A 13,973-nucleotide genomic window follows, 5' to 3' on the forward strand; every position below is an offset into this window, starting at 1 on the left:
CTTGTTGTTTTGTACGACTGAATTACTTATCGAAGTGGATAACAGTACGAATACTCTTACCTTCGTGCATTAGGTCGAATGCTTCGTTAACTTGCTCAAGACCCATAGTGTGAGTAATGAAGTCGTTTAACTTGAACTCGCCAGCCATGTAACGCTCAACGTACTCAGGTAACTCAGAGCGGCCTTTAACACCACCAAATGCGCTACCTTTCCATACTCGACCAGTGACTAACTGGAATGGACGAGTTGAGATCTCTTGGCCTGCACCCGCAACACCAATAACAACTGACTCACCCCAACCTTTATGGCAGCACTCTAATGCGCTACGCATAACGTGTACGTTACCGATACACTCGAAAGAGTAATCAACGCCACCATCTGTTAGCTCTACAATCACATCTTGGATTGGCTTGTCGTAGTCTTTAGGGTTAATGCAATCAGTTGCACCCAATTTACGAGCAAGGTCAAACTTGCTTTCGTTAATGTCGATAGCAATGATGCGTGAGGCTTTTGCCATTGCTGCGCCAATTACCGCTGACAGACCAATACCACCCATACCAAAGATAGCAACTGTAGCGCCTTCTTCAACTTTAGCGGTGTTCATTACCGCGCCCATACCCGTTGTTACACCACAACCTAGTAGACAAACTTCTTCTAGTGGCGCTTCTGGGTTAACTTTAGCTAATGAAATTTCAGGTAATACAGTGTACTCAGAGAATGTTGATGTACCCATGTAGTGGTAAATCTCAACGCCATCTTTAGAGAAACGCGTAGTGCCATCAGGCATCAAACCTTTACCTTGAGTTTCACGAATCTTCTGACAAAGGTTAGTTTTGCCAGACTTACAGAATTTACATTCGCCACATTCTGGCGTGTAAAGTGGAATAACGTGGTCGCCAACTTGAACGCTAGTTACGCCTTCACCGATTGACTCAACAATACCGCCGCCTTCGTGGCCAAGAATACAAGGGAAAATACCTTCTGGATCATCGCCTGATAATGTAAATGCATCAGTGTGACATACGCCAGTGGCAATCATCTTAACGCGCACTTCACCTTTTTGTGGTGGCATTACATCAACGATTTCCATTGATAGTGGTTGACCAACTGCCCAAGCTACTGCGGCTTTTGATTTGATTGTTTGTGCTGTCATTTTGTATTCCTACTTTAATAATCTTTAAATTACGGCGTGTGCCGTAGTGGGTATGGAAAGATTATAACTACCTGTTGGATATTGATAATCCCATCAATAGGTAATTTACCTTTACCATACGGTAATAATCTTTTAAAAATTGCTTCATTCATTGCAAAAGCAGTTTTTAAAACATATGTCTTAAACTTGGTGCTAAGCGTGTTACTGCTTAGCACCACTTGAATAGCGGTTAATTTAACGTAACTGGCTATCTTTACTGCCGCGGCGATTGAATAGATGCAGCTTCGCCTGACTGTTATCGATTTCATTTTGACAATGAATACAAAGTCGAACACCTGGAACTGCATTGCGTCTCGCCTCAGGTATCGGCTCACCGCACTCTTCACAATGCAACAAACTCTCACCATGTCGTAGTCGACTTCTTGCGACTGCAACTGCGTCTTCGACACTACTATCTATTTGATCTTGTACTGCACCATCTCTAGACCATCCACCTGCCATGTTAGTACCTCTATATGACAATTAGCGGTTACCGAGCATGAATTATTTAACTGCCTACTCATCTATAGCTAAAGGTTGGGACTGCCTCTAACAATCTACACCTTCTACTATATGTAATAACTTATATAAGCAAAGTACTCCATGTCCCTCGGCGCCCAGTTAACGAAGAAGGAGTTAAAGCTCATCTGCCTGCCTCATTTCAATATAAACATTATAGTTGTTCCAGTAGATATTATAATCCACAAAAAACTTAAAACACTTTTACGTATAGGTAATAATCAGTCATATTGCTAGACTATAGATGTAAAAAAAGCGCCGAAGCGCTTTTTATTACTGGTGTTAATATTGTTTAAGCTGGTACAAGCTCACTATTCAGCGTTATTTGTTTGCCGCAACATGAGTTGCAATTGCATCCATTAATGCAGGTGATAAGCAATCATAAGGCGGTAAACCTAAATCTTTAAGCGTTTGGCGAACATCCGCCATTGCCTCAGGTGCCGTACCCGACTCTATGATCGATGACACAAACGCCGCAAACTCTGGTGCAGACCAACCTTGTTGGCTAGACAGTTCAGTGTGAACAAAGTCTAAGCCATAAAAAGGATGACCCGTGTTTTCGATACGTCCATACATATGAGTGCCACACTCTTTACATGCGTGGCGCTGAATTGCTGCAGCCTCATCAACAATCTCTAATTTGTCAGCATTAGCCGTTACGCTAACTTTATCTTTAGATACCACGGCAATTTGTGCAAATAATGCGCCTTGTGGTTTCCAGCACTTGCTGCAACCACAAACGTGATTGTGAGCAGTTTGCGATGCAATGGTGACTTCGACAGGATTATTAACACATTTGCATTGTAATGAACCACCTGCAAAATTCGCTGCTGTTGCTGGAATACCGTTGTCGACTTGTGGATGAATTAATGTTTTCAAACTAATGACTCCTAGATGGATAAGTGATTCAAGCTCACTAAGTGCTGCGCATTATATTCCTCATCCTTAATTTGATAATTGGCACTTATTACAAATAACTTTTACTATGACGTAATAATTAAAGCTCGATATAACACTATTTTCGGCGTAAGCTTCGCGTATATAGTTATGTATAACCAACCAAATCAAAATTGCTTTTAATTTAAACTTGTTAATAATTAAGCCAGTTTTGTAGAAATACTACCTAGAGAATAATCATGTTTAATTGGGAAGGTGTCAGTGAATTTGTAGCCGTAGCTGAAGCTGAGAGCTTTACTAAGGCCTCGCAACGATTAGGCATATCAACTGCGCAAGTAAGTCGCCAAATAAGTGCGCTAGAAACAAGACTAGCCTCTAAGCTATTTCACCGTACGACTCGCAAAGTGTCGTTAACAGAGGTTGGTCGCATCTATTACCAACATTGTCGCCAAGTATTAGATGGGTTAGAAGAGGCCGAACGCGCGATTACCAATTTGCAGACCAGCCCACGTGGGCTACTGAAGATCACCGCGCCGGTGACCTATGGTGAAAAAACCATTGCGCCATTAATCAATGATTTTGCCGCCCTGTATCCCGAATTAGAAGTTAGGCTCAACTTGAGTAATCAAAAAGTCGATTTAATTGATGAAGGTTATGATCTGGCTATTCGACTTGGGCATCTAGAAGATTCCAGCATGATGGCCAAAAAACTTAGCAGCCGTACTCAATATGTTTGTGCATCACCTAGCTATATATCTACTTATGGCATTCCACATTCATTATCAGAGCTTGATCAACACAACTGCTTAATTGGCACCATGGATTACTGGCGCTTTCAAGAAAATGGTAAAACCCGCAATGTACGGGTTAAAGGTAGCTTAAGTTGCAACAGTGGCCACGCCTTAGTTGATGCCGCCATTAAAGGTATTGGTATAGTGCAGCTGCCGGACTATTACGTGCTACCGTTTATTGAAGCCGGCGAGCTCACCCCATTGCTGGAACAAAACCGCCAACCTGAAGAAGGCATTTGGGCGCTATACCCACAAAACCGTCATCTTTCACCTAAGGTGCGAATGCTGCTCGAACATTTAAGTACCGGTTTAAAGTAATCTAGATAAATAACAGCCAGACTCATATCTCCGTACTCTCAAAAACAAAAACGAGTCACAACTAAGAGTTCTGACTCGTTTTGTAAATTATAGCTTTATAGCAATTTTATTGAGAGTAAATGCGCTCGAGATATTAAGCAATAAAACAAGCTATGAGCATTTACTTTAAAACAACCACACCTCTATTACTTTGTGACTTGAATGATAATGCAGGTTCTTTTTGCACTTTCATAGTAGGAGCATTTACAGAGAGTAACCCAAGATCAATAGTATTTTGCCACTCCGCTTGCCAATCGCTCAAGTCCGTGGTTTTAATGACGTTGATACGCGGGAAAATAAGTTGTCCGTACTCATTATCCTCAATAATACCATTATTATTAATATCCCAGCCCCTAGTTGAGTACTCCAAAACTAAAGCTCGACCTTGGTCATCTACAGAAATAACTTCCCAAGTGCGGTGCCTTTCGGACCAATCTAGTGATTGCATTAAGTTGACATTCCGTCCAGCTTGACTCCATGTCCAACTATCATCACCTAAATAAAAATACCCAATACCGTTACCTATACCTTCCCAGTCACCTTCAGCAGTAACCCCATAAATTCCTCGACTTAATGTGCCATCCTGATTGAACTGATAACCCCAAAGGTTTTCTAACTTTAACTTGTCACCATCCCATTGCTGTTGAATACTGCCATTAATGTATGCCATTTGCGCATTTGGTAGGCTAGTGACTAAATTATTCGTTAACCGCCCATAACTATTATCAAATTTAGCAATCTGTCTCGCTAAAACCAGCTCGAGCTTATTATCCACCCACTTTTCAACTTGGGCCAAATGGCCTTTACCTTCGGTTTTTACTGGAGTGAATTTATAGACAATATTACCATTAGCTAACGATAAAACCCCATCAGTGAGTGAAGCCGTAAATTGCTGACTAGCATTTCTTGTCGTAGCTAACGATCCAGAAATCGTAACAAAATCAGCCGTTAAAGCGGTAAACTCAGCCTGACTGTAGGCGCTGACCACTGTATTTTCAAGATCCAGCACCCAGCTACCTTCTATATCTTCAAGCGTTTTGCCATCAAAGGCACTTTCAGGACTATGTATCAAAGTCTGATTATAATAATGCTCATTGGTAACTCTTGGAGTCGGGTTGGTCCATGTTGTTACTGAGTCAGGAAGGTTTAGTTGAGTGTACTCTACCTCGGTAACAACTACTTGATAACTAGTTGAGTTACTGGTTATTAAACGAGTACTTGAGCTTGCCACACCAGACTCCATATTAAACGTAGGCTCAGTAATTAGCCCTGCATCAGTAGCCTCAATTAGCTCATCAACGACTATTTGAGAGAAACCATAATCAATGACCAAAGCTTCATAGGGATAAGGAATGTAATGATAGCTTTTATAAGAATGATTTTGATATTCCACATTCAAATTACCGTCTACTACAGACCAAGTAAGATCGACCGGAGCAGAGTCATCATGACTACCAACGTTTTTATATAACTCACCGGAACCATCAGCATTGAAGTTCATTCCCATTCCAGAGTGCTGATTCCAACCTTGCTTTGCACCGTATAAAGAAAGCATGGTTTTATTGGCAATTTGCTCACCGCTAAATTGCTCAATCACATTCTCATCAGTGACAGTCTCTTCAATCGCTTCCTCTAATGCAGCAACATAAGCCTGAGTGAGCTCTCCATGCGCATCAACATGATTATTTGCCACTAAATAAGCTTGAATAGCTTCACTGGTATCTATTCCACCTTCTGCTGCTTCAGCATCTAGATCTAATATAGATAAAACAGTTTCGCCTTCTGGGATCTCGAAATTGGCATTATCAACCAATAACTTAATGAAAGCCGATGTTTGAACTAATTCCTCGGGGGATACTTCGCTCGCTAACTGGTTAAACTGCAACTCAGTTGTGATTTCACCACTTTCTGAACGGTCCTCAGCTAACAAATAATTAGCAGTAGATACGTGCGTAACATTAGTTAAGTTTTTTTCTTCATTGGTTAAATGGCGCTCTTCACCCGCTTTGGTTAGCAAAGTACTTGTTTGCCCTACGATCGCTACTAATTCAACGCTTTCTTGCTCCTGCTCGGCACTGCCTTTGGCATTGATAAGCACAAGCGCAGACATGTCATTAATAGTGATTGGCAACGAATAATTACCGTTGCTATCGGCCTCAACTTCAAACAAGTCATCGCCAATAGCAATTGAAACCAATGCATTAGCAATAGGTGAATCAGTTACAAGTCCCGATATCGTTAAGGTATGATTAACTGTCACAGCAACTTCTGCGGTAGCCGTCAGTTCACCATCACTAATTTCATAAGTAAATGAATCTGTAGTTGCAACATTGTTCTCAGGAGTATAAAGCAATTGATTATTAACAATTTCAACGGTACCACTCTCTGGCTGGTTAACCACTGACGTAATAGTTAACGTATCACCATCACTATCTGAGTCATTTGCCAGTACATCGAACGTAATCGCTGCATTATTCTGAACCAACAAGTTATCTGCAGCAGCTACGGGAGCAGTATTAACAACCGGTTGTGGTGATGTTTCAGAAGATGAGTCACTGCCACCACAACCAGCAAGAATAGCAGCTGCAAGTAACGTTAATGAAAAGTTTTTTTTCATTTTAAGTCCTTTTATATATTTTGAATTCCTTTCCTACACCCCCGACGAAACATAGGATTGCGGCATCATTCTATTTACACAAAAGAAACATTTCAACATGCAAGTCGCATTTAATTCACTGGAGAATCAAAAAACCTTTTAATCAATAAATCTCTAATATTCATAAACTTGTGCAACTACAAAGGTTTTGCAAAACAAGAAATATCCAAATCTAAGCTCAAAACCTTCTGCATTTCCCTAAGGTAACTGCAACACTTATTATTACTGATTCGTAAAAGTAATTTGCATTTTTAGCTAATTGTTCCAAATACGACGATAACTATAATGACCCCATCTAGTAGCCCTGCACTCGGTCATACCTTTCGTATCCCCATTCAGTTCCAAGGCTCATTTCAATTTTCAAATTATGTCTGCATCTGTCGATGCACAGAGGAATTATTATGTCTCGTATTGTTATTGTTGGCGGTGGCGCTGCAGGTCTTGAAATCGCCAGCATGCTAGGTCGTAGTGTGAATAGCCAAGATGAAGTTATTCTGGTTGAGGGTGAAACTCATCACTACTGGAAGCCACGCTTTCATGAAATAGCCGCAGGGACTTTTGACAGCGATCTCGACACTATCTGCTATTTCAGCCACGGCGCGAACAATGGCTATATGCACTACCAAGCTTGGATGACCGATGTTAATCGAGCAGCTAAGCAGCTAGTCGTACGCAAACCCAATGGCGAAACCGATACGCTAGCTTACGATTACCTAATTATTGCCATTGGCGCGATCAGTAATGACTTCGCCACCCAAGGCGCAAAAGAGCATTGTTTGTTCTTAGATACACCCGAGCAGGCACGCAATAGCTGGCACCAAATCAGTTCATTACTGCGCTCAGGTAAAGATTGCACTGTTAATATCGTCGGTGCGGGTGCAACTGGTTTAGAGCTTGCTGCAGAACTTGCTAAGGTCAGCGCTGAGCTAAGCGAAAACCCTTATGCAGCATGGCTTAACATTAACTTGATTGAAGCAGCCGATAGAGTGCTACCCAACGGCCCGGTGAAAATGTCTGAGCAAGCATTGCTAAGACTTGAGAAGTATCAAATCAATGTGATGCTTAATACCCGTATTGCCAGTGTTGAAGCGGATCGTATGACCACCAGCGACGGTCAAGTGCTTAATGCTGAAGTACAGTTTTGGGCTGCTGGGATTAAAGCACCTGATTGGCTCAAAGAAATTGGTGGCCTGCAGAGCAATTCGCTTAACCAATTAGTGGTTGAGCAAACGCTAATGACCACATTTGACTCATCGATTTTTGCACTGGGTGATTGCGCCGCCATTCCACAAGTAGATGGCAGCCAAGTACCACCAAAAGCGCAGGCTGCTAACCGCGCAGCAGTACATTTGGCAAAAAATTTAGTCGCTCATTTAAAGGGCAAGTCACTCAAGCCATTCGTCTACAACGATGGTGGCATGGTGGTCGCTATCGGCCATAATTTTGCAATTAGCACCATGATGAACGATAGATTGATCTTAAAGGGCCGCTTAGTGCGTCGCCTATACGACACGATTTTCCGTTTACATCAAAAAACCGTTAGTGGTTACTTAGCCATGTCACGTTTGATTATTTTCAAACGCCTAAAATGTTTGTTTAAGCCGGCATAATAAGCAAAATACCGATAAAGCCCATTTACTTAGCTGTAGATGGGCTTTTTTATTTATACCCCTTACCTCAGGTTCATGCCGCAATAATACCAATCAGTATAAGAAGTTGATCTACTCAGAGCGTTTTTTGGCAACTAATTCAAGGCGAATAGATGAAAGAATGGTTATTCCCTTGTGAGGCTGTTCAACGTAGAAGTAGGCAGCCAAAAACGCTCCAGAATGGCGAGTTTTAGCGGTTCTGATGCTCCGTTAACGAGCTTAACCGTAGAACAACTATGCTCTTCACTCGCTGCCTTGCCTCAGAAGCGCTAAATTCTCGCTGAGCGACCAAATCTTTATACTGATTGGTATAAGGCCTATATTAGCCAGCACCAAGTCTACACGCATTTATTCGTTAAACAGCAAAACTGTTATATTAGCAACAAATATGCTAAGTTAATTCACTGAAAAACAACCCCACCTCAACATAAAAAACCAATATCTATGGCTTATGGGGTTGTCAGTCAAAGTAATTAAAGCACTACCTTCAACTTATACTCTAGCAGCAGCTAGGTAATCAAAAGGCTCGTGCACTCAAGGTATCTAACCTCTGCATGGAGTCTCTTATGATGTGTTTACTCTTCAATGTAAGCCTATCCCTTTCGTTCAACTCGATCTAGACCTCAAAAAGCACTAGCTAAACGTTTGCTTTCATAACGCATATCTTGGTTATGCTTTTACAAAAGATCCGCAATCAATACTAATAAACTCAATCCATAAGGATAAATGATGATTCGCCAAACACTTGCAGCCTCATGTATCACCCTTGCACTTTCTGCTAATGCAAACGCCACCCCAATAGATGAGGAACTTGCAGCGCTAAAGGCTCGTATTGAGCAACTTGAATCTCAACAGCAACAAGCGAAAGAGAAAGAAGAACAAACCCAGCAAGCGGCTACTGAAGAGCAAAAGTCAGCTGAAAGTTCGTTAAAGTTTGGCGGTGCTGTACGTGTAAATTATTCTTATGAAGACTTTGATGACGATAATGCAGATCGCGGTGGTGACTTTGATTTTGACCTGTTTCGTATCGATGTATCAGGTAATTACCAAGATTTGATTTTTTCAGCTCAATACCGCTGGTTTGAGTATATGAATGTCATTCAGCATGCATGGATTGGCTACAATTTTGATGAGCAACAACAAGCAAAAATCGGTGTCACTCAAGTGCCTTTTGGTATCTTAACTTACGCATCAAATAACTATTTTTTCAGCTCTAACTTCTATCTCGGGCTTGAAGATGATCATGATATGGGTCTGAACTACACCTACAAAGGTGACAATAACCAACTTGATTTCGCCTTCTACAAAAATGATGAACAAGGCGGTCTAGACGGTTTTGTTTCTGACCGTACCGACCGTTACGCCTATGACGTAGTCGGAATTCGCTTAGATGGAGAAGATGCTTATGACGCTCCAAGTGCTGGCTACGCGGCAGGAGAGGTCAATACCTTCAATGCTCGCTATGCGCATAACTTTGTATTTAACGACATAAACCTTGAGCTAGGCGCATCAATCCAAGCGGGTCAATTAGAAATAGAAAATGGCACTGATGGCGATAATGTCGCGGCAGCTGTCCATGGCGTTGTTAACTATGACCGTTGGAATGTGAAGCTACAGATGACAGATTACAAATATGACGTCGATGGTATGGATGTAGATCGCATCGTTGTAGCCGCCTACCATTTCTATGACTCTATCCCAGCAGAAGCAACCACATACATTGCCAATGTTGCGTATAGTCTACCAGTTGATATTGGCCCAATATCCAGCCTGACCTTTTATAACGATTACTCCCTAGTCACGGATAAGCCCGCCGCAATGGAAGACACTTTTATGAATGTCACCGGCATGGCGGTTTCTGCTGGCGGTCTTTACACCTACTTTGATTTTGTCGTGGCAGAAAACCAGCCCTTTATTGGTGGCACCATGGTCGGCGATGGTGATACCAACAAGCGCTTTAATATTAACTTTGGTTATTATTTCTAACATTTAGCCGCTATGCCATTGCTCATTGAGCAATGGCATTTCAAGCTGAAGATAGGCAAATCTTAATCTGACAGATAACAAAAAGCCGCATCTCTTTCGAGATACGGCTTTTTGTTTGGATAGGTTGAGTTGGCCGATAAGCCGGGTCCTGTCGTGGACAGTTATTCATCTAGGCCTGCAATCGCTCACAGGCTCAAGCGACCTACCCGGTCCCAACGCGAGCAGCGCCATACGGGACCCTATTTGGTCTTGCTTCGGGTAGAGTTTACCTTGCTACGAACTATTACTAGCCGCACGGTGCGCTCTTACCGCACCCTTTCACCCTTACCAATCCGAAGATTGGCGGTCTCCTCTCTGCTGCACTTGTCGTCGGTTCACACCGCCCAGGCGTTACCTGGTACCCTGCTCTTTGAAGCCCGGACTTTCCTCCCCGCTCTATTGAGCGCGGCAACTGTCTAGCCAACTCGGCGCGGATTATAGCCTAAGCACAAGCAACAAACCAAGGACTTTCATACATAGTATCGATTAGAAGCCAATCTATTAGAGATAGCGCAGCTAATTCCCCCTTACACAGCTAACTTGAAGGCTATGCATTAGCTGACAACATACAAGTTTTATCTAAGGGCAAGGTATTACAGTCCGATTGTTAAACCATGCTTATACAAGGCATTCTTTTTAATATCGTAAATCTGCCCCGCTATCGCAGCCGCTTTCTTCAACGGTAACTCTTCACACAGTAATTTAAGGGTATTAATCACGGTTGGTGAAAACTCTGACTCTTCATCACTACGGTGACCATGACACATCAACACGATTTCGCCGCGCTGCTGGTTAGGATCATCTTTAACAGTCTGCAGTACTTCAGCCACTGGGCCCGAAAGAAACGTTTCAAAGGTCTTAGTGACTTCACGCGCCATAACGATTTCGCGGTCTTCACCTAATGCTGCCACAATTGACTCTAGGCTATGCACTATCCGATGTGGTGACTCATAAAAGATTAATGTACGAGGGTCGTCTTTTAATGCGCTAAGCTTATCGAGTCTGGCCTTTTCTTTTGATGGCAAAAAGCCTTCAAATGAAAAACGATCAGAAGGTAAACCTGACGCACTTAATGCGGTAATTGCTGCACATGGGCCCGGCAATGGAATAACATTGAACCCCGCTTCGCGCACTTGCTTAACTAAGTGGTAGCCAGGATCTGAAATCAATGGTGTGCCGGCATCAGAGATAAGCGCGACAGCTTCACCATTACCGAGTTTTTGAATAATCCACTGCGCTCTATCACGCTCATTATGATCGTGCAGCGCCGTTTTACGGGTTTCAATACCAAAATGGCTAAGCAATTTACCACTATGGCGGGTGTCTTCGCAGGCGATAAGTGATACTTGATTAAGTACCTCTATTGCACGGCTACTGATGTCCCCTAAATTCCCAATTGGTGTGGGAACAATGTAAAGCGCGACCGACAGGTCCATATCTACCTCTGTATTGAGTATTGGCAAGAGTTTCTAACAAGACTTTCGCCAAGCGGAAGAGCAGGTTAAACTAATAGCAGCATCTTACCAGAGTGAAGACCCGTGTTAAAAAGACTGAATACAACAAAATTTATTTCTATCGCAATTTTATCTGCGGTTTTGTTCGGTTGCGGCACGACTTCTGCGCCGGTAAAGACTGAAAAGACTGAAGTTTCTTTGTCATCAGTGACAAAGACCTCCGCACAATATTTAACGCTTGCTGGCCAAGAAAAAAATAAACAAAGTCGCGATAAATATGTCTTACTCGCCGCACATGCCTTTATTAATGAAGGTAACGCCAGCGCAGCAGACAAAGCTTTGAAGTCAATAGCCCAAGATATTAGCCAAGAGCCAGAGTTATTAGCTGAGCATATTTACCTTTCTGCTCGCGTTTTGGAGATGACTTCAACCTATGATCATGCTCTAAAAACACTTAACTACCCGAGTAACTGGACACTACCGAATTGGCAGTGGGTAAGTTACTACCAGTTTAAGGCGCACCTCTACCAGTTAGTTAATCAGCCAATTGATCAAGTGAGACAACTGAGCCTGCTTAGCAAGTATTTGCCGGCATCTCAGGCACAAGAAGTTAATGATACGATTTGGCGCTCATTACAGCCGATTAACCAACAAACCTTACTGAGCTTTAAGGATGATACTCGCAACCCTATTTTTGCGGGTTGGGTACAATTAGCATATATCGCCAAACACTATGCCGTTGACCCTAATGATTTAGTGCGCCACCTCGGCAGCTGGCAGCAATTAAACCCAAATCATCCTGCTGCGGCAAAATTACCCACTGATTTAGAAAAAGCACTGAATACTCAACCGTATCAACCAAAAAATATTGCAGTACTACTGCCGCTAACAGGCCCGAGAGCCAACATCGCTGATACCGTAAAACAAGGTATTATTGCCAACTATATGGCAACTGCTGATGACAGTGTAGCGCTTAACTTTTTTGATACAGCCACAGGTGCGCAAGCCGCTTACCAACAAGCCGTTGCAGCAGGTGCAGAGTTTGTCATTGGTCCGCTACTACAGTCTGAAGTTGAGCAATTGCAAAACATTACTCCAGCAGCAGAACCAGTATCTCCTACTAGCCCAACTGCGCCCATCGCTCCTGTTACCAGTAAAACGATTCCGCAGCTGTACTTAAACCATATTGATACTTTCGTTGCTGAGCCAGATAAGTTTTTCTTTGCGTTGTCGCCAACTGACGAAGCCATTGATGCAGCGCAGCGCTTATACAACGATGGAATCGAGCAACCATTACTGCTAGTGAGTAACGACACTGTTGGACGCCGTATGGCAGAGAGCTTTAATCAAGCTTGGCAAACTTTGACGAATGACCCCGCTGAGATTCATTATTATGACGGCGGTGACAAAATGAAAGTCACTGTGCAAAAAGCCTTAGGCGTTATCGATAGTAAAGAGCGCATTGCCCGCATTAAAGCGATTTTAACGCCTAAGATTGAAGCCGATTTTCGTTCTCGCCGCGATGTTGATGCTATTTATATGATCTCTGCCAGCAAAGATTTAGCACTATTAAAGCCTTTTATTGACGTTAATTTTAGCGTGTTTGCAGAACCGGTACCGCTTTACACCACCAGCCGTAGTCGTGTCGAAAACAATGATCGTGAAACAGCTAATGAGCTGAATAACCTAACGATTAGCGATATCCCATGGTTAATCACGCCCAATACTGAAACCCGTATGGTTAACGAATTATGGCCAAACTGGAGTAACGGTCGTAAACGACTATTTATCATGGGTTATGACGCGCTTGATTTAGTAGGTAAGTTAGCCCAAATGCGCGCTTTACCGGGTTATCAATTTAGTGGCCGTAGCGGACTATTGTCAGTACAACCTGATGGTACCTTAAACCGCCAGCTGAGCTGGGGACGTTACCAAAGAGGCAACTTACGTCCACTGTAAAGTCGATATATAATGCTGCTAACGATATTTACAGTTAAATTAACTGAGGTAAATAGTCGCAGCTAATACTTTAAGATATAGTCAAATTAAGCTACAAGGATGAGCGAGTTTGATGGCAAATACCGATAACCAAGGCCAAATTGCCGAATATAAAGCACGCCAATATTTGGAACAACAGGGCCTAAGCTTTGTCGAACAAAACGTAAGATACCGTTTTGGTGAAATCGACATAGTGATGAAAGATGGTAAGGATTGGGTCTTTGTTGAGGTAAAATACCGCTCTCCATCGCGTTATGGTGGTGCAGTGAATGCGTTAAGCAGTGCACAAACCCAGCGAATAAGAAAAGCGGCTAGCCATTACATACAAATAAATCGAATTGACGCGATATGTCGATTCGATGTCATTGCGGCCGATCCCAATGGGATCCAATGGATCCGCGATGCCTTTTAAACAGTTTAATTTTCATATGTTCA

General features: G+C 42.6%; 10 protein-coding genes and 1 other RNA gene. 5 read left to right on the forward strand and 6 right to left on the reverse strand.

Going from position 1 to position 13,973, the window contains the following annotated elements; translation table 11 throughout:
• Positions 1-22: 22 nt before the first annotated feature.
• The 3 genes from L2748_RS05575 to gfa all read right to left on the reverse strand — a co-directional run bounded on the left by L2748_RS05575 (position 23) and on the right by gfa (position 2,590).
• Positions 23-1,153 carry an S-(hydroxymethyl)glutathione dehydrogenase/class III alcohol dehydrogenase gene (locus tag L2748_RS05575; protein WP_246616052.1) on the reverse strand — a complete coding sequence of 377 codons (1,131 nt, stop codon included), beginning with the start codon at positions 1,151-1,153 and terminating at the stop codon, positions 23-25.
• A gap of 234 nt (positions 1,154-1,387) precedes the next feature.
• A complete protein-coding gene (locus L2748_RS05580; RefSeq protein WP_220778445.1) occupies positions 1,388-1,654 on the reverse strand; it encodes a DksA/TraR family C4-type zinc finger protein in 267 nt (88 codons plus the stop codon).
• Between the two features lie 378 nt (positions 1,655-2,032).
• Positions 2,033-2,590 carry an S-(hydroxymethyl)glutathione synthase gene (gene gfa / locus L2748_RS05585; RefSeq protein ID WP_220778447.1) on the reverse strand — a complete coding sequence of 186 codons (558 nt, stop codon included), beginning with the start codon at positions 2,588-2,590 and terminating at the stop codon, positions 2,033-2,035.
• Between the two features lie 257 nt (positions 2,591-2,847).
• On the opposite strand from gfa, the gene L2748_RS05590 reads away from it, so the two are divergent.
• On the forward strand, positions 2,848-3,717 hold the full coding sequence (locus L2748_RS05590) for a LysR family transcriptional regulator (RefSeq protein WP_220778448.1): 870 nt from the start codon (positions 2,848-2,850) through the stop codon (positions 3,715-3,717).
• Positions 3,718-3,877: 160 nt separating this feature from the next.
• Here L2748_RS05590 and L2748_RS05595 read toward each other — a convergent pair whose 3' ends face one another.
• Entirely contained in the window at positions 3,878-6,373 is a 2,496-nt protein-coding gene (locus L2748_RS05595) for an Ig-like domain-containing protein (RefSeq protein WP_220778459.1), read from the reverse strand.
• Positions 6,374-6,813: 440 nt separating this feature from the next.
• Here L2748_RS05595 and L2748_RS05600 point away from each other — a divergent pair, with 440 nt between their 5' ends.
• Together L2748_RS05600 and L2748_RS05605 are read left to right on the forward strand one after the other, a co-directional pair.
• Positions 6,814-8,022 (forward strand): NAD(P)/FAD-dependent oxidoreductase, encoded by a 1,209-nt coding sequence (locus tag L2748_RS05600; RefSeq protein ID WP_220778460.1) that lies wholly within the window; start codon positions 6,814-6,816, stop codon positions 8,020-8,022.
• Between the two features lie 768 nt (positions 8,023-8,790).
• A complete protein-coding gene (locus tag L2748_RS05605; protein WP_220778464.1) occupies positions 8,791-10,047 on the forward strand; it encodes a cell envelope integrity TolA family protein in 1,257 nt (418 codons plus the stop codon).
• Between the two features lie 121 nt (positions 10,048-10,168).
• Here L2748_RS05605 and rnpB read toward each other — a convergent pair.
• An RNA gene (gene rnpB, locus L2748_RS05610) (RNase P RNA component class A) lies at positions 10,169-10,514 on the reverse strand.
• 165 nt (positions 10,515-10,679) lie between these two features.
• Complete coding sequence (gene rsmI, locus L2748_RS05615) at positions 10,680-11,522, reverse strand: 16S rRNA (cytidine(1402)-2'-O)-methyltransferase (protein ID WP_220778465.1); 843 nt, start codon at positions 11,520-11,522, stop codon at positions 10,680-10,682.
• Positions 11,523-11,624: 102 nt separating this feature from the next.
• Between rsmI and L2748_RS05620 the strand changes: the two genes are divergently transcribed.
• Both L2748_RS05620 and L2748_RS05625 read left to right on the forward strand, forming a co-directional pair.
• Positions 11,625-13,499, forward strand: coding sequence for a penicillin-binding protein activator (locus tag L2748_RS05620; protein ID WP_220778466.1), 1,875 nt, complete (start codon positions 11,625-11,627; stop codon positions 13,497-13,499).
• A 112-nt stretch (positions 13,500-13,611) separates the two neighbouring features.
• Positions 13,612-13,950: a YraN family protein gene (locus L2748_RS05625; protein ID WP_220778467.1), complete on the forward strand. Its 339-nt coding sequence runs from the start codon at positions 13,612-13,614 to the stop codon at positions 13,948-13,950.
• Positions 13,951-13,973: the final 23 nt, after the last annotated feature.

This window comes from Shewanella sairae (assembly GCF_023283535.1).
Classification (GTDB): Bacteria; Pseudomonadota; Gammaproteobacteria; order Enterobacterales; family Shewanellaceae; genus Shewanella; species Shewanella sairae.

Excerpts from the sequence above, each read along its gene's own strand:
- L2748_RS05575 (WP_246616052.1), bottom strand. The coding sequence starts at position 1,153 with ATGACAGCACAAACAATCAAATCAAAAGCCGCAGTAGCTTGGGCAGTT.
- L2748_RS05580 (WP_220778445.1), bottom strand. The coding sequence starts at position 1,654 with ATGGCAGGTGGATGGTCTAGAGATGGTGCAGTACAAGATCAAATAGAT.
- L2748_RS05590 (WP_220778448.1), top strand. The coding sequence starts at position 2,848 with ATGTTTAATTGGGAAGGTGTCAGTGAATTTGTAGCCGTAGCTGAAGCT.
- L2748_RS05595 (WP_220778459.1), bottom strand. The coding sequence starts at position 6,373 with ATGAAAAAAAACTTTTCATTAACGTTACTTGCAGCTGCTATTCTTGCT.
- L2748_RS05600 (WP_220778460.1), top strand. The coding sequence starts at position 6,814 with ATGTCTCGTATTGTTATTGTTGGCGGTGGCGCTGCAGGTCTTGAAATC.
- L2748_RS05605 (WP_220778464.1), top strand. The coding sequence starts at position 8,791 with ATGATTCGCCAAACACTTGCAGCCTCATGTATCACCCTTGCACTTTCT.
- rsmI (WP_220778465.1), bottom strand. The coding sequence starts at position 11,522 with ATGGACCTGTCGGTCGCGCTTTACATTGTTCCCACACCAATTGGGAAT.
- L2748_RS05625 (WP_220778467.1), top strand. The coding sequence starts at position 13,612 with ATGGCAAATACCGATAACCAAGGCCAAATTGCCGAATATAAAGCACGC.